At 72.8% G+C, this 23,720-nt stretch carries 22 protein-coding genes; 5 read left to right on the forward strand and 17 right to left on the reverse strand.

Going from position 1 to position 23,720, the window contains the following annotated elements:
- The first annotated feature begins 29 nt into the window (after positions 1–29).
- Positions 30–2,444, forward strand: a complete 2,415-nt coding sequence (locus GA0070622_RS29410) for a serine/threonine-protein kinase (protein ID WP_091582350.1) — start codon at positions 30–32, stop codon at positions 2,442–2,444.
- Positions 2,445–2,566: 122 nt separating this feature from the next.
- On the forward strand, positions 2,567–3,787 hold the full coding sequence (locus GA0070622_RS29415; protein ID WP_091582354.1) for an ABC transporter substrate-binding protein: 1,221 nt from the start codon (positions 2,567–2,569) through the stop codon (positions 3,785–3,787).
- 116 nt (positions 3,788–3,903) lie between these two features.
- Here GA0070622_RS29415 and GA0070622_RS29420 read toward each other — a convergent pair whose 3' ends face one another.
- From GA0070622_RS29420 to GA0070622_RS29435, 4 genes are all read right to left on the reverse strand, one after another.
- On the reverse strand, positions 3,904–4,497 hold the full coding sequence (locus GA0070622_RS29420; RefSeq protein ID WP_091582358.1) for a GTP-binding protein: 594 nt from the start codon (positions 4,495–4,497) through the stop codon (positions 3,904–3,906).
- 1 nt (position 4,498) lies between these two features.
- On the reverse strand, positions 4,499–4,879 hold the full coding sequence (locus tag GA0070622_RS29425) for a DUF742 domain-containing protein (protein WP_013473970.1): 381 nt from the start codon (positions 4,877–4,879) through the stop codon (positions 4,499–4,501).
- A 100-nt stretch (positions 4,880–4,979) separates the two neighbouring features.
- Complete coding sequence (locus tag GA0070622_RS29430) at positions 4,980–5,384, reverse strand: roadblock/LC7 domain-containing protein (protein ID WP_013283992.1); 405 nt, start codon at positions 5,382–5,384, stop codon at positions 4,980–4,982.
- A complete protein-coding gene (locus tag GA0070622_RS29435; RefSeq protein WP_091582362.1) occupies positions 5,381–9,028 on the reverse strand; it encodes a sensor histidine kinase in 3,648 nt (1,215 codons plus the stop codon). The genes GA0070622_RS29430 and GA0070622_RS29435 overlap by 4 nt, the downstream gene beginning before the upstream one ends.
- A 360-nt stretch (positions 9,029–9,388) precedes the next feature.
- Here GA0070622_RS29435 and GA0070622_RS29440 point away from each other — a divergent pair, with 360 nt between their 5' ends.
- Positions 9,389–9,826, forward strand: coding sequence for an ATP-binding protein (locus GA0070622_RS29440; RefSeq protein ID WP_245666896.1), 438 nt, complete (start codon positions 9,389–9,391; stop codon positions 9,824–9,826).
- Here the strand turns inward: GA0070622_RS29440 and GA0070622_RS29445 are convergent, their stop codons facing one another.
- From GA0070622_RS29445 to yczE, 4 genes are read right to left on the reverse strand one after another with little or no spacing between them, the layout of a single operon-like run.
- Complete coding sequence (locus tag GA0070622_RS29445; protein WP_091582371.1) at positions 9,827–10,903, reverse strand: adenosine deaminase; 1,077 nt, start codon at positions 10,901–10,903, stop codon at positions 9,827–9,829.
- Between the two features lie 47 nt (positions 10,904–10,950).
- Positions 10,951–11,364 carry a PPOX class F420-dependent oxidoreductase gene (locus GA0070622_RS29450; RefSeq protein ID WP_091582376.1) on the reverse strand — a complete coding sequence of 138 codons (414 nt, stop codon included), beginning with the start codon at positions 11,362–11,364 and terminating at the stop codon, positions 10,951–10,953.
- On the reverse strand, positions 11,361–11,930 hold the full coding sequence (locus GA0070622_RS29455; RefSeq protein ID WP_091582381.1) for an NADPH-dependent FMN reductase: 570 nt from the start codon (positions 11,928–11,930) through the stop codon (positions 11,361–11,363). The genes GA0070622_RS29450 and GA0070622_RS29455 overlap by 4 nt, the downstream gene beginning before the upstream one ends.
- Positions 11,918–12,544, reverse strand: a complete 627-nt coding sequence (gene yczE / locus GA0070622_RS29460) for a membrane protein YczE (RefSeq protein ID WP_091582384.1) — start codon at positions 12,542–12,544, stop codon at positions 11,918–11,920. Before yczE ends, GA0070622_RS29455 begins: the two co-directional genes overlap by 13 nt.
- A gap of 56 nt (positions 12,545–12,600) precedes the next feature.
- Here yczE and GA0070622_RS29465 point away from each other — a divergent pair, with 56 nt between their 5' ends.
- Both GA0070622_RS29465 and GA0070622_RS29470 read left to right on the forward strand, forming a co-directional pair.
- The gene (locus GA0070622_RS29465; RefSeq protein WP_091582388.1) at positions 12,601–13,098 is read left to right on the forward strand and encodes a MarR family winged helix-turn-helix transcriptional regulator; all 498 of its coding nucleotides are present in this window, start codon (positions 12,601–12,603) and stop codon (positions 13,096–13,098) included.
- Positions 13,099–13,101: 3 nt separating this feature from the next.
- Positions 13,102–13,953, forward strand: coding sequence for a putative RNA methyltransferase (locus GA0070622_RS29470; protein ID WP_091582391.1), 852 nt, complete (start codon positions 13,102–13,104; stop codon positions 13,951–13,953).
- 123 nt (positions 13,954–14,076) lie between these two features.
- Here GA0070622_RS29470 and GA0070622_RS29475 read toward each other — a convergent pair whose 3' ends face one another.
- The 9 genes from GA0070622_RS29475 to GA0070622_RS29515 all read right to left on the reverse strand — a co-directional run bounded on the left by GA0070622_RS29475 (position 14,077) and on the right by GA0070622_RS29515 (position 23,547).
- A complete protein-coding gene (locus GA0070622_RS29475) occupies positions 14,077–14,346 on the reverse strand; it encodes a hypothetical protein (protein ID WP_091582394.1) in 270 nt (89 codons plus the stop codon).
- Positions 14,347–14,461: 115 nt separating this feature from the next.
- Positions 14,462–14,797 carry a hypothetical protein gene (locus GA0070622_RS32240; protein ID WP_141561847.1) on the reverse strand — a complete coding sequence of 112 codons (336 nt, stop codon included), beginning with the start codon at positions 14,795–14,797 and terminating at the stop codon, positions 14,462–14,464.
- Between the two features lie 264 nt (positions 14,798–15,061).
- Entirely contained in the window at positions 15,062–15,742 is a 681-nt protein-coding gene (locus GA0070622_RS29485) for a DUF4272 domain-containing protein (RefSeq protein ID WP_091582403.1), read from the reverse strand.
- A 110-nt stretch (positions 15,743–15,852) separates the two neighbouring features.
- Complete coding sequence (locus GA0070622_RS29490) at positions 15,853–17,133, reverse strand: thymidine phosphorylase (RefSeq protein WP_091582407.1); 1,281 nt, start codon at positions 17,131–17,133, stop codon at positions 15,853–15,855.
- Between the two features lie 142 nt (positions 17,134–17,275).
- On the reverse strand, positions 17,276–17,989 hold the full coding sequence (locus GA0070622_RS29495) for a cytidine deaminase (protein WP_176558728.1): 714 nt from the start codon (positions 17,987–17,989) through the stop codon (positions 17,276–17,278).
- Positions 17,990–18,080: 91 nt separating this feature from the next.
- Complete coding sequence (locus tag GA0070622_RS29500) at positions 18,081–19,361, reverse strand: ABC transporter permease (protein WP_091582415.1); 1,281 nt, start codon at positions 19,359–19,361, stop codon at positions 18,081–18,083.
- Positions 19,362–19,363: 2 nt separating this feature from the next.
- The gene (locus tag GA0070622_RS29505) at positions 19,364–20,722 is read right to left on the reverse strand and encodes an ABC transporter permease (protein ID WP_091582418.1); all 1,359 of its coding nucleotides are present in this window, start codon (positions 20,720–20,722) and stop codon (positions 19,364–19,366) included.
- On the reverse strand, positions 20,719–22,272 hold the full coding sequence (locus GA0070622_RS29510; protein WP_091582421.1) for an ABC transporter ATP-binding protein: 1,554 nt from the start codon (positions 22,270–22,272) through the stop codon (positions 20,719–20,721). Before GA0070622_RS29510 ends, GA0070622_RS29505 begins: the two co-directional genes overlap by 4 nt.
- A 204-nt stretch (positions 22,273–22,476) precedes the next feature.
- Positions 22,477–23,547, reverse strand: coding sequence for a BMP family lipoprotein (locus tag GA0070622_RS29515; protein WP_176710613.1), 1,071 nt, complete (start codon positions 23,545–23,547; stop codon positions 22,477–22,479).
- Positions 23,548–23,720 lie beyond the last annotated feature (173 nt).

Genomic DNA, 23,720 nt, shown 5'->3' on the forward strand with positions numbered 1-23,720 from the left:
GAGCATCAGTCTCTGGCAGAACAAGACCTGTGTCCCGGGAGGAGGACGACGCCGTGGCGCTCGTGCGCGTGTACTGCGGTCTGGCCTCGGCAGATCCGGCCGACCGAACGGCTTCGGCCGGAACGACGCTGACGTCCGCTGTGGTCGACGACGCAGGCCGTCTGCTGCACGTCTGTGAGATCGGTGACGAGCCCGCCGGCTACGCCCGGCTGGTCGCGCTGCTGGTGGAGCGGTCCGGTGGGCCGAGTGGGGTGGCGATCGCCGCCGACTCCGACGACCACACCGTCACCTCGCTGCTCAGTGCCGCCGGCCGGCCGCTGGCGATCGCCGACGACGACTCGGTCGACGACTTCGCCGAGCGCTTCGCCGACGACGACTCCCTCGAGGAGATGCAGTCCTCCCCGGTCGAGCGCCGGGCGGTCGGGCTGGCCCGGGCCCTGCAGGCGGGCGCGCTGTCCGCGGTGACCCTCCCGGCGCCGCGCGACCTCGCCGGCTACAAGCAGGTTCTGGCCGCGCACGCGGCACTGGCCAGCGGGCGGCACTCGGCCGCGGTGACGCTGCGCGAGGTCCTCCGCGAGCTCTATCCGGCGGCGCTGCGCGCGTACCCGGATCCCGCCGAGCCGGTCGCCCTGGCCGTGCTCGACGCGCTGCCCGAGCCGGGCATGCTGACCGGCGCGTCCGGTCGCGGCCGCGACGCCGGCGTGGCCGCCGACGCGGTGACTGCGCAGCTGGCCGCCGACGGCCTGGCCGACGCCGACCGGATCGACGAGGCCGTGACCGCGCTGCGCGTCGCCATCTCCGAGACGCCCCGGCGGGCCACTGTCAACCGATCGCTCACCGCCGCCGTCGCCGAGACGGTGCGACAGGCCGTCGCGTCGGTCCGGGCCTGCGACGCCGGCTGCGACGCGCTGGTGGGTGCGCTGGCCGAGCGGGCCGCCCCCGCGCCGGTGGCCGGCCGCCGGGCCGCCGCCCGCCGGGGCGAGCAGGTGGACGAACTGACCCCGACCGTGTCGACCGGGCTGCGTCCGGTGCGCCCGGCCGAACCTGAGCCGACCGTCGAGCACGCCCTCCGGCGGGTCCGCCCCGAGCCGGCCCCCGACACCGTCGAGCCGGGTGGTCGCCGAGCCCGCCCCGAGCCCGTACCCGGTGGCCGGCGCAGCCGCCCGGAGCCCGTCTCCGGTCCGGCCGCACCGCCGTCGCCCCGACCGCTCGGCCCGCCGCCGGTCGCGCCCGCGCCGGTGGCTCCGCCGCCGGTCGCACCGACCCCGGTCGCCCCGGCGGCGGCGCTGGGTCGGCCGATGTCGGCTCCCCCGAGCCGCCCCGAGCCGACCGGCGCACCCCTGCCGTCGCGGGTGGACGGTCCGACGAACCGACCGATCTCCGCTCCGCCCCCGCCGCCGCCCGGCATCACGCCGATCGCCCCGTCCCAGCGCGGCGCCGTGCCGCCCGCCGACGCCGGCGAGCCGTTCCGCCCGACGCTGACCACCGCCGCGATCAACAAGGCGCGGGCCGAGCGCCAGCGCACGGTGATCCCGCCGCGCCCCAAGACCAACCAGGAGCCGCCGACCGGCGGGTTCAGCGCCACCGACCTGAGCGTTCCGGTGCCGAGCCCGCGCCCCTCCGCGCCGGAACCCGCCCCGCCGGGCTCCCGCGCCAACTGGCCGCTGGTCAACACTGGCGACGACCAGAACGACCGGGAGCGGGAGGCACCCGCCTACCCGTACGGGCGGAGCGTGGACGCGCCGAGCGACCCGGGACGGGTCACCCCGCCGTGGCTCGCCGACGACCTGCCCCAGGAGCCGCCGATGCTGCGCCTGGTGGAGCCGCCGCCGCTCGCCGACCGGGCGCTGCGCAACGAGCTGGACCAGCCGACCGACCCGGGCCTCGACACGCCCCCGCTGCGGCTGGTCGACCCGGCCGACGCCGCGCGTCGGGCACCCCGCGCCGAGCTGCCCCCGCCGTTGGAGCGGCGTCCCGCGCCCAAGGAGCACCGGCCGCCGCCGGTGTCGGACGAGGGCGACGGTGACCTGCTGATCTTCGCGCAGGCCAAGTCGGCCTGGTTCGTCGGGCACGGCGACGAGGCGGACCTGGAGTGGTCGAGCACCGCGGACACCGGGTGGCAGGCCGCCGAGCAGGCCGCCCGCCCGTCGGTGGGCTCGGAGACCAAGGCGGGCCTGCCGAAGCGGGTCCCCCAGGCCAACCTGGTGCCGGGCTCGCCGCTGCGCGAGGAGCGTCCACTGCGGATCGTCCGCAACGCGGCCAGCCTCGCCGAGAACACCACGGGCTACTTCCGGGGTTGGCGTCGCGGTCAGGAGATCGGTGGCTTCGCGGTCGGCGGTCGGCCGGGCCGCGAGGCGGCCGGCGGCTGGGACTTCAGCCGGGACACCGGCGACCGCGACGACGAGCGGGAATACGAATACCGCTCAGCGGGATACCGGTCCTGACCACCACGCCTCGGCGTGTTCCTACCCACACCCGGACGATTTGACGCCGGGTCCGGCCGGCCGGGAACATACCCGGCGGACCAGCGGCGGCGCCTGTTCGCCGGGGTGGGAAGGCGACTCCATTGGCGACACCGGCATTCGACTCCACCGTGCTCACCCGTCGGGGCGTTCTCGCCGCCGCGGCCGGCAGCCTGCTGCTGGCCGGCTGCGGGCCGCAGGGGCAGCGCCCGGGTGACGGCGGGACCAGCAGCGCACCGGGCGACCAGGACCTGTTCGTCGGCGCGAGCCTGGAGCTGAGCGGACGCGGCGCGACGCTCGGCGTGTTCCAACGCCGGGCGCTGGAGATCACGGCGGAGTCGCTGAACCGGACCGGCATCCAGGTCGGCACCCTGCTCCGGTCGATCCGGTTGGACATCCGGGACAACGGCGGCAGCCCGGAGGTCGCCGCCCGACAGGCCGCCGAGCTGACGCGCGCCGGAGCGCAGGCACTGGTCGGTGGCGTTCTCGGTGAGACCGCCGCGGCCCTCGCGGCGGCGGCCCAGCGGCTCAAGACGCCCTACCTGTCCCTGGGCTACGGGGACCGCATCGTGCTCCCGCTCCAGGAGCGTACGTTCAGCTTCAAGCTCACCCCGGACGGCACCGACATGGCCCGCCGGCTGGCGGACCTGCTCGAATCACAGCGGATCCGCCGGGTGGTCCTGCTCGCGGCGGACGGACCCCACGGCGACTCGGGCGTGCGGGCGGTGCGGGACGCGCTCGACAACAGCAGGGTGGACCTGGTCCGGACGGTACGGCTGCCGGAGACCGGACGGAACTTCCGGTCCGCCGCCGAGCGCGCCGCCGCCGGCGAGCCGGACGGGGTCATCGTCTGGGGCACCGCGCCCGACTCCGGTGACGCGGCGCGGGAGCTGCGGCGCGCCGGTCACCGCGGCCCGCTCTTCTTCGACGCCGGGGCGGTCGCCGACGACACCGTGAGCGGCGCCAACGCGACAGCGGTGGAGGGGGCGTACGCCGTGCACCCGGCGTGCCTGGGCGGCTCCCCCCTGACCGCCACCAGCACCGCGCAGGTGGCCCGCCAGGACTTCGACCGGCGTTACACCCAGCGGCACGGCACCTCGGTCGCCTTCGCCCCGTACGCGTCGGACGCGCTCCAGCTCCTGGCCGCGTCGGCGCGGAAGGCGACGAGCCTCGACCGGGGCCGGTTGCGGGCGTTCCTCCAGACCCAGATGGCCGAGGGCATCGCCGGCGGCTACGCCTTCACCGAGGGCCGGCACGGTGGCATGGAGGCCGACTCGCTCGGCGTCTACCTGGTCTCCCAGGGCAGCTGGACCCGGTACGCCTGACCGTCGTCCGGTGACCGTCCCGCGGGGCGGTCACCGGGCGACCGCGTACCGCATTCGACCACGGACGGCAGGAAGCGCCCGGTGGCCCATGGCCGCCGGGCGCTTCCGCGTGTCGGTCAGGCGGGCGCGACGGCCCGCGAGCGCCGCATGGTGAGCACGTACTCGACCAGCGAGATCAGCACGTGCTTCGTCGACTCCCGGTTACGGGCGTCGCACGGCACCACCGGCACGTCGCGGGAGATCGCGAGCGCGTCCCGCACGTCCTGCGGATCGTGGTACTGCATGCCGTCGAAGCAGTTGATGGCGATCAGGTACGGCAACCGCCGGTGCTCGAAGAAGTCGATCGCGGCGAAGCAGTCGGCGAGTCGACGGGTGTCGACCAGCACCACCGCGCCGATCGCGCCCCGGACCAACTCGTCCCACATGAACCAGAACCGCGTCTGACCCGGCGTACCGAAGAGGTACAGGATCAGGTCACGGTCGATCGAGATACGACCGAAGTCCATCGCCACCGTGGTCGTCGTCTTGCCCGGCACCTGCCGGGTGTCGTCGACGCCCACGCCGGCGGAGGTCATGATCGCCTCGGTGGTCAGCGGCGTGATCTCCGAGACCGAACCGACCAGCGTCGTCTTGCCGACGCCGAATCCACCGGCGATAACGATCTTCGCCGACGTCACGCGCCCGCTCGGGACCGGCGGCCGGTGCGACATGTCAGAGCCTGCGAAGTCCACTCAGCACCCTCTCCAGCAGTTCAGTGCCCACCGCGTCGTCAGAGTCGTCCAGAATGGTCGGCTCGTGGACCGCGACCAGGCCGTCCGTCGCCATGTCGGCGATGAGCACCCGGGCCACGCCGAGCGGAAGCTGCATCCGCGCCGCGATCTCGGCAAGCGACTGCACGCGTCCGTCACACAACGCGGCTATGTACTGGTGTTCACGACCGTGGCCACCACCATTGCCAGTGGCAACCGCTCGGCCGCGCACCGTCGTCTCGACGAGCGCCTCCAGGGCGATGTCGAGCCGGGGACGGGTACGACCACGGGTAACGGCGTACGGCCGGACCAACGCTCCCGTCGGCTCGTCACGATCCGCCATGTCGCCGCTCACCTCCCTCGCACCCGGCACCGGCTCGCCCCGGTGGCATCCGTCGCTGTCGTAGTTGTTCCCGCTCCTGACCCACCGGCCAGCGCGTCATTCAGCCCATCATCCCCACAGCCGTACGCGGCTGCGGCGTCAGGGCGTCGCCCACCCGGTCCACGAGCAGGGCCATCTCGTACCCGACCTGACCAACGTCGCAGCTGCGCGCCGCGAGCACCGCGAACGACGAGCCGTCCGAGATGGACATCAGGAACAGGAAGCCGTTGTCCATCTCGACGACTGTCTGCAGCACCGCTCCGCCCTCGAAGCAGCGCGCCGCGCCCTGGGTCAGGCTGACCAGGCCGGACGCGATCGCCGCGAGCTGGTCGGCGCGGTCCCGCGGGAGGTCACGGGACGAGGCGAGAAGCAGGCCGTCGGCCGAGACCGCGACCGCGTGCGCCACACCGGGCACCCGGTCGGCGAAGTTGGCGAGCAGCCATCCGAGATCCTGCGTAGTAGTCATCCTTGTTGCTCCTTCTGCCCGCTCCCGGCCACCGGGCCTGAGCCAGACTGCGAGGACTGCTGCCCGCCCGGAGTGCCCTCCGGGCCGGTCGTGTTGCTGTCGGTCGTGTTCCGCCCCCGCTGCACGCCCCGATGGTAGGCCGAGAGCAGACCGCGGACACCCTCCGGCGTCCGCCGCTGCGACGACGGCGACGGCTTGTCGATGCTGCCCGGCACGAGCTGCGCCATCGGCGTCCGCTTCGGCAGACCCTTCTGCGTGGTCTCCTCCACCGGCACCTCGGTGGCGGCCGAGGCGGCCCGCCAACCGTCGTCGGCCGCGGTCTGCCACGGCGAGGGCTGCTGCGGCGACGCCGGCTGCCGGGTGGGCAGCCCACCGGCGTACGCCGGACGGGCGTTGCCGTTCGCCGTGCCGTTGTCACGCGGGGCTCCGCCGGCCGTCGGAGTGTGTGCCATCGGTGTGTTACCTGTCGTTGCGGGTGTGGTCTGCGGCACGGCCCGGCCGGCGGTGTCCACCTTGGCGAACTGCTGGGTCGCGGCGCCGTTGGCCGGCCCGGCCGGGGCCGCCGCCTCCTCGTTGGGCCCGGGCCGGCGGGTGCGGAACCAGGCCGACTCGAGCTCCCGGAAGATCGGCAGCTCCATCGTCTCGTCCGCGTACCGCTGACGGTTGCCGGGCTGCTGCGGCGCGGCCTGGCGCGGTGCGGGGGCCGACGCCGGTTGGGCGGCCGCCGGCTGAGGGGCCGCCGGCGGGGTGGCGGGCTGCTGCGGCGCCATCGACGGCGTCTCCGTACGCGGGACCCGCGGCAACTCCGTGGTCATGTCCATGCCGGCGGGCAGCCGCTCCGGCATGGCGGGGGCCGGCGCCGGGGTCGCCGGGGCGACCGGCGGCCAGACCGGCGGGGCGCCCACGTGCGGAGCGGACGTCGACGGGACCGGACGCGACGGCAACTGGTCGGTCGGCGGGGCGGAGACCGGGTAGCCCGCGGTCGGCTGGCCGGAGACCGGCGCGGCCGAGACGGGGTGACCCGAGACCGGGTAGCCGGAGACCGGCGCGGCCGACACCGGACGGCCCTGGTACGGGTCGCCGGAGACCGGGTGACCGGAGACCGGAGCGGCCGAGACGGGACGGCCCGGGTACGGGTTGTTCGCGTACGGGTTGCCCGAGACCGGCGCGCCGGAGACCGGCGGCAGCGGCGGGGCCGACACCGGTGGGACCGGCGGGGCCGACACCGGCGGCGGGTTGTAGGGCCGCGCCTCCGGGCTGCTGGGCAGCTGCCGCGGGATGGCCGGCTGCTGACCGGTCGTGGCCGGGTCGCCCTCGGCCGGGTTGCGCCGCTGGGGCAGCGGGTCGACCGGCTGGCCGTTGGCGGCCCGCGGGGCGTAGCCGTCGCCGCCACCGGCGTTGGCGCCGGTGAGGTCGGACCAGGCCGGCATGGCACGACCGCCGCCGGCGTTGGCCGGGGTGCCGGAGCCGTTGCGGTGGCCCGGGTCGAAGGAACGCCCGCCGAGCGTGACCTGGTTGCCGGAGGCGCCGGGGTGCGGCGCGGGGGGCGGGGTGTGCGGGCCGTTGCCGAGCGCGGCCAGGGCGCCGAAGGCCGGCGTGGGGCCGCCCTGCTGCGGGCCGGCGGCGGGCAGCGCCGGGGCCGGCATCCCACGACCGGCGAGGGCGCGCGGCACCAGGACCGAGGTGGGCATCGTGACGTCGGCGACGGTGCCTCGGTCGGCGGCGGGCCGCAGCTCGACCTTGACGCCGTGCCGGGACGCCAGCCGGGCGACCACGACCAGGCCCATCATCCGGGAGACCGCCACGTCCACCTGCGGCGGCGTGGCGAGCCGCTCGTTCAGGTCGCGCAGCTGCTCGGAGCTGATCCCGATGCCGCGGTCCTCCACGTAGAGCGAGGCGCGGTCGCCGACCCGACGGGCCTCGACCATGACGCTCGAGTCCGGCGGCGAGAAGGCGGTGGCGTTGTCGAACAGCTCGGCGACCAGGTGCACCAGGTCGTTGACCGCGTGCGCGGCGACCTCGATGTCGCGGTCGATGACCCCGAACTCGATCCGGGTGTAGTGCTCGACCTCGGACTGGGCGGCGCGGAGCACGTCGATCAGGGCGGCCGGCTCGCGCTGCACACGGGTGGAGTCCGCACCGGCGAGGACCAGCAGGTTCTCGTCGTTGCGGCGCATCCGGGTGGCCAGGTGGTCGAGCTGGAACAGCTCGGCCAGCCGGTCCGGGTCCTCTTCGCCGCGCTCCAGCCGGTCGAGGTGGCCGATCAGCCGGTCGACCAGGATCTGCGAGCGGCGGGACAGGTTGACGAACATGGTCGCGACGGAGGCGCGCAGGGCGGCCTGCTCGGCCGCGGTGCGGACCGCCTCCAGGTGGACGGCGTTGAACGCCTCGGTCACCTGACCGAACTCGTCCTTGCTGCGGACCGGCAGCGGTTCGGCGATCTGGTTGGCCAGCTGCACCGGGGAGAGCTGACCGGTCACCTGCGGGTCGCGCAGCCGGGCCACCGCCTGCGGCAGGCCGTACTGGGCCACCGAGAGGGCACCCTGACGCAGGTCGCGCAGCGAGCGGGCCATCGACCGGGCGACCAGGTAGGCGAAGAGGATGGCCAGCAGCAGCATGGTGAGCAGCAGGCCGGTCTCGAGGAACACCTGGCGCTGCGTGTCCGACCGCAGCTCGTCGGCCTGCCGGACCACGTTGCCGTCGAGCCGGGACTCGACCGTGCGGATCAGCTTGGCGTTGCCGACCATCGCCTGGTCCCACTGGTCCGGCCCGAACGGCGCGTTCTTCATCGAGCCGCTGTTGTTCGCCGACATGAAGCCGGTGAGGTTGTCGGCCTTACGCAGGTCGGGTCCCTCGACCGTCTGGTCGAAGAACTCGGCGTCGGCCGGGGTGGCCACCGACCGGAACGTCGCGAGGGCCTGCGCCTGGGCGGTGCCGCTGGCGATGAACTGCTCGCGCAGCGCGGGGCTGTACTGCCCCTGGGTGAGTGCCTGGTGCACGACCACCCGGCGCTGGGCCAGGTATTCCTTCTGCCGGGCGACCGCGGCGGCGGCGCGCATCCGGTCGCTCAGGTCGTTGTCACCGGCGAGCTGGGTGGCCGAGTCACGGATCGAGAGCAGATCGTTGATCAGGCGCTCGTACGCCTTCTCCGCCTCGTCGATCTTGAGCTTGCCGTTCAGCACCTGGCTGCGGGTGGCCGGCAGGTCCTTGAGCTGGTCGTCGATCTCGTCCAGCCGGGCCTCGAAGTTGCGCGGCAGGTCGTCGATCTCGCCCCGCTGGCGCAGGTAGGGGCCCTTGGCCTGGTCCACCCGCTGGTTGGCCCGGTTGTAGGCCTCCTGGTACTGCGCCCGGGTCTGGAGTTCCTTCGCTCCGAGGAAGAGCACCGAACCGACCCGCTCGTCCTGCATCGTGTCGGCCAGGTCACCCGAGTAGCCGATCAGGCTGGCGAGGTCGCCGGCCCGGTTGGCATTGTTGAGCGTCTCCAGGTGGTCGACCAGACCGCTGGTGCCCACCACGACCGTGGCGATGGTCGGCACGATCATGATCAGACCGAGCTTGGACCAGATCGGCATGTCGCGCAGCCGACTCGCCGGCCGGCGCAGCCGCGACAGGAAGGAGCCCGCCGTCGTTGGCCGTTTGCTCACGTCACCGCCCTCGCAAAACCGCGTCCGACGTCACCTGAGGGCAACGCCGAGCGACCGACCCGGCGGGTCGGACCTCCGAGATTCCATCACGCCGCCTCCCAAAGAGAAAGCCCAGGTTGTCCCTCGCCGGAGGTGTGATGAGATGTTGATGCAATTTGATAGCAATCCGTCTGGCCGGAGTCACTGAAGGTAATGGAACACCCGCATCGCGTCGTCCTGCTCGCCGGGCCCTCCGGCTCGGGAAAGTCGTACATAGCCCAGCGAACCGGACTTCCGGTGCTGTGTCTGGACGACTTCTACAAGGACGGCGATGACCCTACGTGTCCACGCCGAAACGGACAGGTGGACTGGGAGTCCCCCTTGTCCTGGGACGCGGACACGGCGGTGGAAACCATTGCCCGACTGGCCCGGGAGGGCAAGGCCGAAGTGCCGGTTTATGCGATCGGCGCGGACCGGCGGGTGGCCACCCGGCCATTCGACGTCGACGGATCGCCAATTTTCGTCGCCGAAGGGATCTTCGCCGCCGAGATCGTCGCCGAGTGCCGGCGCCGGGGGCTGCTCGCCGGGGCGTACGCGCTGCGGCGCCCGCGAGGCGCGACCTTCCTGCGCCGGCTCGCCCGCGATCTCGCCGAGCAGCGCAAAGCCCCCCGCGTGCTGGTCCGGCGCGGGATCACGCTGCTGCGGACCGAGCCGGCCGTGCTGCGCCGGCAGACCGGCCTGGGCGCCGAGGCCGCCCGCGCCCGGCAGGTGCTGCGCGGGGTGGCCGCCCTGCTCGCCGGCCACCCGCGCCGCCGGTGATCAGCCGATCAGCTTGGCGTACGCCGGCTTGATCACCTCGTCGATGATCCGCAGCCGCTCGTCGAACGGGATGAACGCGCTCTTCATCGCGTTGATGGTGAACCACTGGAGTTCCTTCCAGCCGTAGCCGAAGGCGTCCACCAGCAGCGCCATCTCCCGCGACATCGAGGTGCCGCTCATCAGCCGGTTGTCGGTGTTCACCGTCACCCGGAAGCGCAGGTCGCGCAGCAGCCCGATCGGGTGGTCGGCGATCGACGCCGCCGCACCGGTCTGCACGTTCGACGACGGGCACAGCTCCAGCGGGATCCGCTTGTCCCGCACGTACGCCGCCAGCCGGCCCAGCACCGGCGGGTTGCCGGGGGTGATGTCGTCCACGATGCGCACGCCGTGGCCCAGCCGGTCCGCCCCGCACCACTGGATCGCCTGCCAGATCGACGGCAGGCCGAACGCCTCGCCGGCGTGGATGGTGAAGTGGAAGTTCTCCCGCTGGAGGTACTCGAACGCGTCCAGGTGCCGGGTGGGCGGGAAGCCGGCCTCGGCGCCGGCGATGTCGAAGCCGACCACCCCGGTGTCGCGGTGCCGCACCGCCAGCTCGGCGATCTCCTGCGAGCGGGCCGCGTGCCGCATCGCGGTGAGCAGCGTGCCGATCCGGATCGGCGTGCCCGCCTCGGCGGCCAGCGCGCTGCCCTCCCGGAACCCGGTGACCACCGCGTCGACCACCTCGTCGAGGGTGAGGTTCTGCTCCAGGTGCTGCTCGGGCGCGAACCGCACCTCGGCGTAGACGACGCCGTCGGCGGCCAGGTCCAGCGCGCACTCCCGGGCGACCCGACGCAGCGCGGGCGCGGTCTGCATGACCGCGACGGTGTGTGCGAACGTCTCCAGGTAGCGCTCCAGCGAGCCGGAGTTCGCCGCCTCGGAGAACCAGCGTCCCAGCGCCTCCGGGTCGGTGGTGGGCAGTTCGTGGCCGGCCTCGGCGGCCAGCTCGACGATCGTCGCGGGCCGCAGGCCGCCGTCGAGGTGATCGTGCAGCAGCGCCTTGGGGACCTTGACGATGTCCTCGTACGAGATTGCGACCATGCTCAGACCCTAGTCACCGGCGGTGCCGGTCCGGCACCGGACCGGCTTCAGGGACGCCAGCCGTAGACCCGTTCGACGGTCAGGCGCAGGACCAGGCGGCCGTCGGCCACCATGGCGGCCCGGTAGTCCGCCCAGTCCGGGTGCTCGCCGCGGATCCGCCGGTAGACCTCGACCAACTCGTCGACCGTCGCGTCGTCGGTCGCGGCGGCCGGCGGGGTGAGCGTCACCGTGCCCTCGGCCACCGCGTACGCCCCGCCGTCGGCGGTGGTCACGTGGAAGCTGGCCCGGGGGTCCCGGCGCAGGTTGCGCACCTTCGCCCGGTCGGCCGTGGTGGAGCAACGGATCAGGCCCGGCTCGGCCAGATAGTCGAGGTTGGACAGCTGCGGGCGTCCGTCCCGGCGGAGGGTGGCCAGCACCCCGCGCCCGTGCTCGCCGAACAGCTCCCAGAGCCGGGCGCTCATGCGGTCACCCGCAGCGGCGCGAGCGCGGCGGCCAGCCGGACGAGCCGGTCGAGCATCAGCGCGGCGGCCTCGTCCCGGCCCGGGTCGGCGCGCAGCTCACCTGACTCGTCCAGCGCCTGCCGCAGGAAGACGACCACCGCGTCGTTGACCGGCGTCATGTTCAAGGTCGTCACCACCTGCTTGATCATCTGCACCGCGCGCAGGCCCCCGGAGGTCATCCCGTAGCTGACGAAGCCCACCGGCTTGTGCTGCCACTCGTGGTAGAGGTAGTCGATCGCGTTCTTGAGCGGCGCGCTGAAGCCGTGGTTGTACTCCGGCATCACCAGGACGAAGGCGTCCGCGGCATCGGTGGTGGCGCTCCACGTACGGGTGTGCTCGTGCAGGTAGACCCGCTCCGACGGATGGTGCGGCTCGTCGTGGAAGGGCAGTCCGACCTCGGCCAGGTCGACGAGGCGCACCTCGTCGAAGCCGCCGTGGCGGACGGCGGCGGCGGTGAACCAGTCACCGATGCGGCGGCCGACCCGACCGGGGCGGGTGCTGGCGACGATCACGTTCAGGCGGGGCATGGTGGGGTCACTCCTGTCGGGATGGCGGCCGGGGCCGGCACGGTGAGTCGGGGAACGAGCCAGGCGACGATCGGACCGATGCCGACCGCGTAGAGCAGGGTGCCGGGACCGACGGCCCCGCCGAGCAGCCAACCGACCGCCAGCACGGTCACCTCGATCAGGGTGCGTACCGGGCCGAGCGGGAGGCCGCGGGCGGCCAGGCCGGTCATCAGCCCGTCGCGCGGACCGGGACCGAGGCGGGCGCCCAGGTAGAGCGCGGTGGCGAGACCGTTGAGCAGGATGCCCGCGACCAGCAGCCCGATCCGACCGGCGAGCGGGTCGAGCGGGGGGACCAGGGCCAGCGTCGCGTCGAGGGCCAGCCCGACCAGGGCGACGTTCGCCACCGTGCCGATGCCGGGGCGCTGCCGCAACGGGATCCACAGCAGCAGCACCAGCAGCGCCACGCCGTTGACCAGCAGGCCCATCGGCAGGCCGGTGCGGGCGGCGAGGCCCTGGTGCAGCACGTCCCAGGACGCGAGGCCGAGGTCGGCGCGGACCATCAGCGCGACGCTGACGCCGAACAGGGTCAGGCCGGCGAGCAGCCGGACCACCCGGGCCGACATTTTCGTTGACATGTCATCAACCTAGGCGGCATGTTGGTGACATGTCAACCAACCGTTAGGATCGGGGCATGGACGAACCGCGCTGGCTCGACGAGCGGGAGGACCGCGCGTGGCGGGGCTACCGGCGGATGCGCCGGCTGCTCGACCTGGAGCTGGCCCGTGAGCTGATGCAGGACGCCGGCCTCTCCGAGCCGGACTACGACGTGCTGAGCGACCTCTCCGAGACCCCCGACCAGCGGATGCGGCTCAGCGAGCTGGCCGACCGGATGCTCTGGTCCCGCAGCCGGCTCTCCCACCACATCTCCCGGATGCAGCAACGCGGCCTGGTCGTCCGGGAGGAGTGCGCCACCGACGGGCGCGGCTCGGTGGTGACCCTCACCCCGGCCGGCCGGCGGGCCGTCGAGGCCGCCGCGCCGGGGCACGTGGCCGCCGTCCGCCGCCACCTGATCGACCTGCTCACCCCGGCCGAGCTGGCGGCGCTCGGCACACTCAGCCAGCGGGTGGTCGACCGTCTCGCCGGCCGACCCGGCGACGGCGCCGGTCGACGCGCGGAAGCGGCGGGCTGAGCCGTGGACCACCGGATCCTGGGCCGGCTGCGCTGCCCGGTCTGCGCCGAGCCGCTGGCCGAGGCCACCGCCGGCACCACCCGCGCGCTGCGTTGCCCGCGCGGGCACAGCTTCGACACCGCCCGGCAGGGCTACGTCAACCTGCTCGCCGGCCGCACCCCGCACAGCGGGGACAGCGCCGACATGGTCTCCGCCCGGTCCGACTTCCTCGCCGCCGGGCACTACGACACCGTCGCCACCGCGCTGGCCTCCGTCGCGACGCGCGTCGCGCCCGACGACCCGTACCCCCTGGTGGTGGACGCCGGCGCGGGGACCGGCCACTACCTCGCGGCGGTGCTGGCGGCGCTGCCGGACGCCCACGGCCTGGCGCTGGACGTCTCCAAGCCGGCGCTGCGCCGCGCGGCCCGGGCCCATCCGCGCGCGGCCGCCGCGTTGGCCGACACCTGGCAGCGGCTACCGCTGGCCGACCGGTCCGTGGCCGTGCTGCTGAACGTCTTCGCGCCGCGCAACGGTCCGGAGTTCCACCGGGTGCTCGACCCGGCCGGAGCGCTGCTGGTGGTCACCCCCGCCGTCGACCACCTGGCCGAGCTGGTCGACGCGCTCGACCTGCTCCGGGTGGACCCCGACAAGGCCGACCGGGTGGCCGGCAGCCTGGCCGGCCACTTCGCCGAGGAATCCGTCACCGAGCACCGGGCCCGGCTGACGCTGACCCGCGCCGAGGTCACCACGCTGGTGGGGATGGGACCCAGCGCCTGGCACGCCGACCCGGGACGGCTCGCCGCCCGGGTCGCCGGGCTGCCCGAGCCGGCGCCGGTCACGCTCGCCGTCCGGCTGGGCGTGCACCGGCCGCGCTGACGCGACCCTCGACCTGATCCGCGTCCTGGTCGCCCCTGGACAGCGCGTGGCGGGCCCGGCCGAGAGCCGAGCCCGCCACGTCGGTTGCCGCGAGCCGTCGGGCCGCCGAGGCGGCCCGCCGGGTCAGACGAGGTCGAGACCGCCCGAGGAGAAGGTCTCGCCGCTCGCGGGGCAGTAGGCGTACGACGCCTGTCCGCTGCTCGCCGACTTCCACGAGCCGTAGCCGTTGGTGTAGTAGTAGTCGCCGGCCGCGCCGTAGTAGTGCCGGCACGTGATCCTGGCCCGGTACTGGCCGGTGCCGCCGTGGCACACCGCGACGATGGAGGTCGCCGTGTACTTCGCCCAGGAACAGTTGGTGGGGGTGGCGAGCGCCGGCGCCGCGGTGGCGACCACCGCACCCGTCGACAGAGCCGCCGCGGCGAAAAGGCCAGCAGTCAATTTACGAATACGCATTACTACCTCCGAATTTCCCGACAGAAACGCCCATCAGAATGTGCAGCGGCATTCGTCAGGAAATCTGGATGCCATCCGACTTGTAGTAGGAGTAGACACCATTCACCGTGGGGCAGTACGAGTACGAGGGCGAGCCGGACCCGGCGGCCTTCCACGGGCCGTACCCGTTGACGTACCGGGTCGCACCCTCGTACGGCGAGTACTGGCAGGAGACGACCGAGCGGAAGTTGCCGGTCCCGCTGTTGCAGATGGCGACCGCCGCGCTGGCGCTGTACTTGGCGTGCGAGCAACTCTGCGGCGTGGCCGCCGCAGGGCTCGCGCTCACCGCGACCAGGCCACCGGCAATTGCCACGCCCGCGACCGCGGACATGGTGATTCGACGCAGCTTCATGTTCCTCCCCGTCTTTCAGAACAGCTGCGGGAAAATATCCCCCGCGCTTGACTGGCGAAACAGTATCAGCCGCTGTCGATCACGCACAAGTACTTGAGAAGCCACCCTCCGACACTCACTCGGAGTAATGTCCAGGCGGGGACCATCGACGCTAACGCTCGTTTGGCAGCCCGACCGGCCGGCCCGACAATTGACCGCGATCAGATACGCCGGCGGCGCGGCCGGCGGGGCGGGAAAGCGCGAGAACCACCGTGTCGCGGCGGTTCAGGTGGAGAGGTCGACCTCTTCCCAGCCCGGCGGCTCCTCGTGGTACGGCCCGCGCAGCACCACGGCCCACTCCAACGCCCACCGGCGCTGGCCGATCGCGTTGGCGTCCACCAGCCCGGGCAGCGCCCGGCCGGCCCGCTCGGTCTCCAGGTAGGCCCAGTCCAGGCAGTAGTGCAGGTCGAGCAGCGCCGCCGCGTCGGCGGGATGTTGCGGTGCGGCCAGGATCCGGGCCTGCCACTGCGGGAACGTCTCCCCGGTGACCAGGTTCGGCATCCGTTCGACCAACCGTTCGTCGACCGGCACGGTCGGGTCCAGCTGTTTGGTCAGGCCGAGCACCCAGGCCAGCGAGAAGAGCGCGTCGTGGTGCAGCACGAACGACCGGTGGTCGCCCCGGCCGCCCATCACGAACTGCCACTCCGGCGGCGTCAGCATCTCGACCAGGTGCGAGTCGAGCAGCCAGCTCATCGCCGCCTGCGCGGGCATGCCGAAGCAGCGGGCCAGGATCAGATGCAGCACCGCGATCCGGGCCTCGATCTCCGGGGTCGGGCGCAGCTCGATCTCGTCGCCCGGCTCCCACACCAGCGGGAACTGCGGCGGCGGCAGCGGAAGACCCAGCCGGGACAGCTCGTCGAGGCTCGCCTCGCGGACGGCCCGAGGATCGGGAGCGGATACGCGCAACGGTCAGTCCCTGTCTGGTCGCCCCGGCTCGCCGCCGGTCGGTCCCCCTGGCCTGGGAGGATAGCGGCTCCGGCCGGGCCGGCACCATGGCCGGCCCGAGCCGGAACCCGTCAACCGATCCGGTCGATGACCAGCGGCGTGACGGCCGGCGCCTCGGCCGCCACCCGGATCGCCCCACGCGCCTCGGCCAGCGCCGCCGGGATCCGCTCGGCGTGCTCGGCGCGCAGCTCGAACAGCGGGTCACCGACCCGCACGCGATCGCCGGGGCGCTTGTGCAGGACCACGCCCGCCGGCACGCTCACCGGGTCCTCCTTGCGGGCCCGGCCGGCGCCGAGCCGCCAGGCGGCCACCCCGATGGCGTACGCGTCGACCTCGGCCACCCAGCCGTCCTCGGCCGCGGTGACGACCTCGACCTCCGGCGCGGTCGGCATCGGGGCGTCCGGGTCGCCGCCCTGCGCCCGGATCATCGTCCGCCAGGCGTCCATCGCCCGGCCGTCCCGCAGCGCGGCGGCCGGGTCGGCGTCCGGCAGGCCCGCGGCGTCGAGCATCTCCCGGGCCAGCGCCAGCGTCAGCTCCACCACGTCGGCCGGGCCGCCGCCGGCGAGCACCTCCACCGACTCGGTCACCTCGACCGCGTTGCCGACCGTCAGGCCGAGCGGGGTGGACATGTCGGTGAGCAGGGCGACCGTGCGCACCCCGTGCGCCCCACCCAGCTCGACCATGGTGCGGGCCAGCTCGCGGGCGTCGTCGACGTTCTTCATGAAGGCGCCGGAGCCGACCTTCACGTCGAGCACCAGCGCGCCGGTCCCCTCCGCGATCTTCTTGCTCATGATCGAGCTGGCGATGAGCGGGATCGCCTCGACGGTGCCGGTGACGTCGCGCAGCGCGTACAGCTTGCGGTCGGCCGGCGCGAGCCCGTCACCGGCCGCGCAGATCACCGCGCCGACGTCGCGGAGCTGGGCGATGAACTCGTCGTTGCCCAGCGCCGCCCGCCAACCCGGGATCGACTCCAGCTTGTCCAGCGTGCCGCCGGTGTGACCGAGCCCCCGGCCGGACAGCTGCGGGACGGCCGCGCCGCACGCGGCGACCAGAGGGGTCAGCGGCAGGGTGATCTTGTCGCCGACGCCGCCGGTGGAGTGCTTGTCCACGGTCGGCCGGGCCACCGACGACAGGTCCAGCCGCTCGCCGCTGGCGATCATGGCAGCGGTCCACCGGGCGATCTCCGGGCCGGTCATGCCGCGCAGCAGGATCGCCATGGCCAGCGCCGACATCTGCTCGTCGGCCACCAACCCCTTGGTGTACGCGTCGACCACCCAGTCGATCTGCCCGTCGCTCAGCACACCCCCGTCCCGCTTCGCCCGGATGACGTCAACCGCCGTAAAAGCACTCACCTTTGAGTTCCCATCAATAGATCGACAACGCCGGCCGCATTCTCCGCGCACGGTGCCCACGTCGGGCCTGGGCCGACCGTGCCCGGCGGAGGGATCAAGCCTGACCGCCCGGAGCCGGGCGCGGTCGGCCCAGGCCCCAACCTCAACCCCAGCGAACCGGGATCTCCGACGGCGGCTCGCCCTCACCGGCCCAGAAGATCGTGCCCGAGGCGTCCACCACGACCACCCGCGGCGTCCGCGCCAGCCCCCACTCGATGGCCCCGGTCGGGTCCTCCCAGGTCGGGCCCTCCTCCAGCACACCGGTCTCGGCACCCTCGGCGTCCCCGGCCGACCGCTCCCAGTAGGTCGTCCAGACCTGCTGCCCGCCGGACAGGTCGGGGTGCACGAACACCGTCCCCCGGCCGCGCCAGGCGGCCAGCCGGTCCGGCACCACGGGCACCGGATGCTCGCCGGTCACCGCCTCGATGTCGGCCACGTCGAAGGCGTGCGGGAGCAGCTCCGCCATCCGCAGCGGCCCGCTCTTCGCCTCGATCAGGCACTCCGGCCCGCCCTGTTCCCAGAGCAGCTGCCGGCACCGGCCGCACGGCATCAGCGGCTCACCGGTCGCGTCGACGCAGGACAGCGCCACGATCCGACCGCCGCCGGTGGCGTGCAGCGAGGAGACGACGCCGCACTCGGCGCAGAGCGTCACGCCGTAGCCGGCGTTCTCCACGTTGCAGCCCACCACGACCCGGCCGTCGTCGACCAGGGCGGCGGCCCCGACGGGGAACTTCGAGTAGGGCACGTAGGCGTGCCGCATCACCTCGGTGGCGGCGGCCCGCAGCCGCTCCCAGTCGATCTCCATCACGACTCCCATTCTGCCCAATCCACGCCGATCGGTCACCGGCGCGGCCGGAGACGACGGTGCCCGGCGGGTCCTCCCGCCGGGCACGTCGCGTCGCGGAGGCTCAGCCCTTGATGTACGGCTTGCCGTCGGCGGCCGGCGCCCGGACCTTGCCGACCAGCCCGGCCACCGCCAGGATCGTCGCCAGGTAGGGCAGCATCGCCAGGAACTGGCTCGGGATGCTGCTGCCGATCGCGCCCAGATAGGTGGCGAGCTGGTCGGCGAAGCCGAAGAACAGCGCCGCCAACAGGGCACCCGTCGGACTCCACCGGCCGAAGATGAGCGCGGCCAGGGCGATGAAGCCCTTACCGCCGATCATGTTCTTGGTGAACGAGTAGAGCGCCAGCGTGTACGACGCCCCACCGACACCGGCCACCAGACCGGCCATGATCACGTTGCGGTAGCGCAGCCGCAGCACCTTCACGCCCAGCGTGTCGGCGGCGGTCGGGTGCTCACCCACCGACCGGGTCCGCAGACCCCACCGGGTGCGGAACAGGGCCAGGTGGATGACCAGCACCAGCAGCAGGCCGAGGTAGAGGAAGATGTTGCCCCGGAACAGCGCCGGACCGATCAGCGGGATGTCCTTCAGCAACGGGATCTCCCAGTTGCTGAAGCGCGGCGCGCTGTTGTACCTCGCCGCGTCGGGCTGCATCAGCCGCTCGTAGAGGAAGCCGGTGATGCCGACCGCCAGCAGGTTCAGCACGATGCCCATGACCACCTGGTCGACCAGGTAGCGGATGGCGAACACGGCCAGCAGCAGCGAGATGAACGCGCCGCCGATCGCGGCGGCCACCAGGCCGACCCAGACGTTGCCGGAGATGCTGCCGAACAGCGCGCCGGAGAAGGCGCCCATCAGCAGTTGGCCCTCGATCGCCACGTTGACCACGCCGGAACGCTCGCAGAGCACACCGGCCAGCGCGCCGAAGATCAGCGGCAACGCCAGGATGAACGTGCCCCGGACGACGTTGACCAGCGGCATGAAGTTGCGGCCCTCGGGGGCGGCGGAGACCTGCCAGCAGAGGAAGCTGAGCACGAAGGCGACCAGGCCGGCGCCGAGCAGCAGCGTGAACCAGCGCCTGGGCACGCCGGCCAGCAGGGCCGCGCCGGCCGCCGCGGCGATGACGCCGAACAGGATCGCGCCGATCGTGCCGTTGATCTCCAGGGCGGCACCGCCCTCGGTCTCGCTGAGCGTGAAGCGGGCCTGCTGGTCGGTGGCGAGCGCGCCGAACAGCACGGCCGCGAGCACACCCAGCGCCAGCAGGACGGCCCCGGCCTTGCGGGTACGCGTCCAGAAACCCTCGTCGACCGCGGTTACGGCGACCTCGGGGACAGCGGTGGTGGACATGCTCACCAGCCCTTCGCGAGGCTCGTCTGCAGCCGGGCGGCGCGGGCCGCCCGGAGCTGGAAGATCGCCTTCACCAGGGCGGGCGCGGCGATGAAGATGACGATGAGCGCCTGGAGCACGGTGACCAGCTCCAGCGAGATCCCCGAGTACGACTGCATCCGGTTGCCGCCGGCCTGGAGCGCGCCGAACAGCAGCGCGGCCAGCAGCACGCCCCACGGCTTCACGCGGCCGAGCAGGGCGACCAGGATGCCGTCGAAGCCGATCTGCGCGATCACCAGCGGGGTCAACGCGTTGGCGGTGGAGCCGAGCACCATGTTCGAGCCACCGAGGCCGGCGAGCAGACCCGCGGTCGCCATCACCAGCACGTACGTCTTGGTCACGCTGATGCCGGCGGTCCGGGCCGCGTCCGGGTTCTCGCCCACCGCGCGTAGCTCGAAGCCGAGCGTGGAGCGGTTGAGCAGCCAGGCGATGAACCAGGTGGCCAGCACCGCGAGCAGGATGCCGGCGTGCACCCGCAGGTTGTCGCCGAGCAGCCGGGGCAGCTGCGCGGAGGAGTCGACCGGCTTGCTGATCGCGTCCGCGCGGTCGGGGTTCTGCACCCCGTTCTGGACGATGATCCAGGACAGGAAGTAGATCGCCACGTAGTTGAGCATGATCGTGTTGATCACCTCGTGGGCGCCGGCGCGGGCCTTGAGGATGCCCGGGATGAAGCCCCAGAGGGCGCCGCCGAGCGCACCGGCGATCAGCGCCACCAGCAGGTGCACGCCGGGCGGCAGCGGCAACGCGAAGCCGGCGACGGCGGCCAGGATCACGCCGATGGTGGCCTGGCCCTGGGCGCCGATGTTGAACAGACCGCCACGGAACGCCAGCGCCACCGACAGGCCGGTGAAGACCAGCGGCGCGGTGTAGGTCAGCGTCTCCGAGATCGGGCCCATGACGGCGGTGAAGCCGACCGCGTCCGGGTCGAAGATCGCGCCCTTGAACAGGTTCGCGTACGCCTCGCTGACCACGGTCCAGCTGGCGTTCAACGCGTCCGCCGGGCGGGCGGTGATGTAGCTGTAGGTGGCCAGCACCTCCGGGTCGGAGACGATGATCAGCACGGCGCCGACCAGCATGGCCAGCACCACCGCGAGCACCGTCACGGTGACCGTGTTCGCCGCCCAGAGGTTGTCCAGGAAGAGCCTGCCCAGGCTGGGCCGGGGCTCCCCGGCCGGTGGCTGCTTCGGCGCGGCGGCGGGCACCGGACGCTCGGTGTCGCCGGCCGGCACGGTCGGCGTCGCCCGGGCCTCGCTGCGCGCCTCCTGCGCCTCGGTCGCCGGCTCCTTGTCCGGGGAGCCCGAGACCGGATTCGGGTTCGTCATGCCTCGTCCTCGTTGGCAGGGCTGTCAGCGGTCGGGGTGGCGGTGTCGGGCGTGATGCCGGCCATCAGCAGGCCGATCTCCTCGCGCGGGGTGTCCGGGCCGACGATGCCGATGATCCGACCGCGGTACATCACCGCGATCCGGTCGGCCAGGCCGATCACCTCGTCCAGCTCGCTGGAGACCACCATGACCGCGGTGCCGACGTCCCGCTCGCGGATCACCCGGCTGTGGATGAACTCGATCGAGCCGACGTCCACGCCCCGGGTGGGCTGCGCGGCGATGAAGAGCTTCAGCGGCCGGGACAGCTCCCGGGCCACGATCACCTTCTGCTGGTTGCCGCCGGAGAGCGTGCCGACGGCCGCGTCGGCCGACGAGGTACGGATGTCGAACTGCTCGATCCGCTCCTTCGCCGACTTGCCGATGGCGTCCGGCTTCAGCGACAGGCCCTTGCCGAACGGCGGCCGGTCGTAGATGTCCAGCACCAGGTTCTCCGCCACGGAGAACTCCTTGACCAGGCCGTCGACGCTGCGGTCCTCCGGCACGTAGCCGACGCCGGCACGGAGCACCTTCTTGGTCGACCAGCCGTTCACCGCCTCGCCGTCGAGGCTGATCGTGCCGGCGAGCGTGGGACGCAGGCCCATGATCGCCTCGATCAGTTCGGTCTGGCCGTTGCCCTGCACGCCAGCGACGCCGAGCACCTCACCGGCGCGCACGGTCAGGTCGACGCCGTCGACGGCGCGTACCTGCCGGTCGTCGTCGACGACCAGGCCGGCGATCTCCAGGATCGGCTTGCCGGGTTCGGCGGGCTTCTTGTCCACGGTCAGCCGGACGCTGCGGCCCACCATCAGCGCGGCCAGCTCGTCCCGGCTGGCGCTCGGCTCGGCGGTGCCCACGGTCCTGCCGCGCCGGATCACGGTGATCCGGTCGGCGATCGCCTTGACCTCGCCCAGCTTGTGCGTGATGAACACGATCGACTTGCCGGCGGCCTTGAGCGACCGCATGACCGTGAGCAGCTCCTCGGTCTCCTGCGGCGTCAGCACGGCCGTGGGCTCGTCGAGGATCAGCAGGTCGACGTCCCGGGTGAGCGCCTTGACGATCTCCACCCGCTGCTGGATGCCGACCGGGAGGTCCTCGATCACCGCGTCCGGGTCGACCCGGAGGTTGTAGCGCTCGGAGACCTCGGCGACCTCGCGCCGGGCGCGCCGGCGGTCCAGGATGCCGGCGAACGGCCCCCGGACCTGCTCGGCGCCGAGCATGACGTTCTCGGCCACGGTGAAGACCGGCACCAGCATGAAGTGCTGGTGCACCATGCCGATCCCGGCGGCGATCGCGTCCGACGGACCCTTCAGCTTCAGCGGCTTGCCGTCGACCAGGATCTCGCCCTCGTCGGGCTGGTAGAGCCCGTAGAGCACGTTCATCAGGGTCGACTTGCCGGCGCCGTTCTCGCCGAGCAGGGCGTGGATCTCTCCAGGCTCCACCGTGAGGTCGATGTGGTCGTTGGCGACCAGATCACCGAACCGTTTGGTGATGCCGCGCAGTTCGAGTCTCAGCGCAACCTCCTGGAGTGCGAGCGATGGTGCAGCGTAGCCACTGCCGCGCCGCCACCGCGCCGGGTGGGGGTGTGGGGGATCAAGGTGACCGGCCGCCCCGAGGCGCGGGGTGCGGACCCCGTGCGCCGGGACGGCCGGATCGTCAGTGCTGGTGCCCGCCGGCCCCCGCCGTCGATGATCTCACCGCGGCGGCCGGCGGAGCGGTCACTTGGTCGGCTGGGCCTTCGAGGTGACCGTGATGGTGCCGGCGGAGATGTCCGCCTTGAGCTTGTCGACCTCGGCCTTCAGGTCCGCCGGGACCTTGCTGTCGAAGTCGTGGTACGGCGCGATGGAGACGCCGGTGTTGGCCAGCGTGCCCACGAAGCCCGGCTTGGCCTGCAGCTTCTCGCCACCGGCGGCCTTCAGCACGGCCTCCTTGACGGCCTCCGGGATGTTCTTGACGACCGTGGTGAGGATCGCCGAGCAGTCCGGGGTGCTCTCGCAGCCGTCGATGTCCACCCAGACGACCGAGTACTTGCCGCCCGAGGACTTCGCCGCGGCGGTGGTGCCGAGACCGGCGCCGCCGGCGACCGGCATGACGATGTCGGCGCCCTGGGCCACCAGCGCGTCGGACACCTTCTTGCCCTCGTCCTGCTTCTCGAAGGAGTTCGCGAAGGAACCCTTCTGAGCGGCCTTGTCCCAGCCCAGGACCTGGACGTTCTTGCTCTTGGCCTTGTTGTAGTACGCCACGCCGTCGGCGAAGCCGTCCATGAAGATGGTGACCGGCGGGATCGGCTGGCCGCCGTAGGTGCCCACCTTGCCGGTCTTGCTCATCCCGGCGGCGAGGTAGCCGGCCTGGAACGCGGCCTGCGCGGTGTCGAACTGCATCGGGTAGATGTTGTCCAGACCCGGGTTGGCGTCCACGATCGCGAACTGCTGGTTCGGGTTCGCCTCGGCGGCCTTCTTGGTGGCGTCCGACATCAGGCCACCGACGGCCAGGATGAAGTCGCACTTCTGGTTGACGAAGCCGGTCAGGTTGACCTCGTAGTCCTGCTCAGCCTTCGACTGGACGTTCTTGATGTCGATGCTGTCGTTCTCCTTCTTCGCCTCCTGGAGGCCCTTCCAGGCCGAGGTGTTGAAGGACTTGTCGTCGATGCCACCGACGTCGGTCACCATGCAGGCGCTGAACTTCTTGCCACCGGTGCCGCCGGCGTTCTTGTCGTCGTCCGGAGCCTCACCACACGCGGCGGCGCCCAGCACGAGGCCACCCGCCACGACGGCGGAGGCGATCCGCATCCCACGCACAGAGCGCAAGACGTCTCCTTCCCATTGCCCACCGCGTCGTGCGCGGTGCGCAGCCCTTGCGCCGGCCTGCGGTGTGCCGCCGGCGTCCCACGTTACGGACGGGAGCGTACGCCCGCGCCCACCCACCGGCCGACAATCGTGCACGACTGTTGAGCGTCCGTTAC

This window comes from Micromonospora sediminicola (assembly GCF_900089585.1).
GTDB lineage: Bacteria > Actinomycetota > Actinomycetes > Mycobacteriales > Micromonosporaceae > Micromonospora > Micromonospora sediminicola.

Coding starts and splice junctions, on each gene's coding strand:
- GA0070622_RS29420 (WP_091582358.1), bottom strand. CDS start 4,497: ATGTCGCACCGGCCGCCGGTCCCGAGCGGGCGCGTGACGTCGGCGAAG.
- GA0070622_RS29425 (WP_013473970.1), bottom strand. CDS start 4,879: ATGGCGGATCGTGACGAGCCGACGGGAGCGTTGGTCCGGCCGTACGCC.
- GA0070622_RS29430 (WP_013283992.1), bottom strand. CDS start 5,384: ATGACTACTACGCAGGATCTCGGATGGCTGCTCGCCAACTTCGCCGAC.
- GA0070622_RS29445 (WP_091582371.1), bottom strand. CDS start 10,903: ATGGTCGCAATCTCGTACGAGGACATCGTCAAGGTCCCCAAGGCGCTG.
- GA0070622_RS29450 (WP_091582376.1), bottom strand. CDS start 11,364: ATGAGCGCCCGGCTCTGGGAGCTGTTCGGCGAGCACGGGCGCGGGGTG.
- GA0070622_RS29455 (WP_091582381.1), bottom strand. CDS start 11,930: ATGCCCCGCCTGAACGTGATCGTCGCCAGCACCCGCCCCGGTCGGGTC.
- yczE (WP_091582384.1), bottom strand. CDS start 12,544: ATGTCAACGAAAATGTCGGCCCGGGTGGTCCGGCTGCTCGCCGGCCTG.
- GA0070622_RS29465 (WP_091582388.1), top strand. CDS start 12,601: ATGGACGAACCGCGCTGGCTCGACGAGCGGGAGGACCGCGCGTGGCGG.
- GA0070622_RS32240 (WP_141561847.1), bottom strand. CDS start 14,797: ATGAAGCTGCGTCGAATCACCATGTCCGCGGTCGCGGGCGTGGCAATT.
- GA0070622_RS29495 (WP_176558728.1), bottom strand. CDS start 17,989: ATGGGAGTCGTGATGGAGATCGACTGGGAGCGGCTGCGGGCCGCCGCC.
- GA0070622_RS29500 (WP_091582415.1), bottom strand. CDS start 19,361: ATGTCCACCACCGCTGTCCCCGAGGTCGCCGTAACCGCGGTCGACGAG.
- GA0070622_RS29505 (WP_091582418.1), bottom strand. CDS start 20,722: ATGACGAACCCGAATCCGGTCTCGGGCTCCCCGGACAAGGAGCCGGCG.
- GA0070622_RS29515 (WP_176710613.1), bottom strand. CDS start 23,547: ATGCGGATCGCCTCCGCCGTCGTGGCGGGTGGCCTCGTGCTGGGCGCC.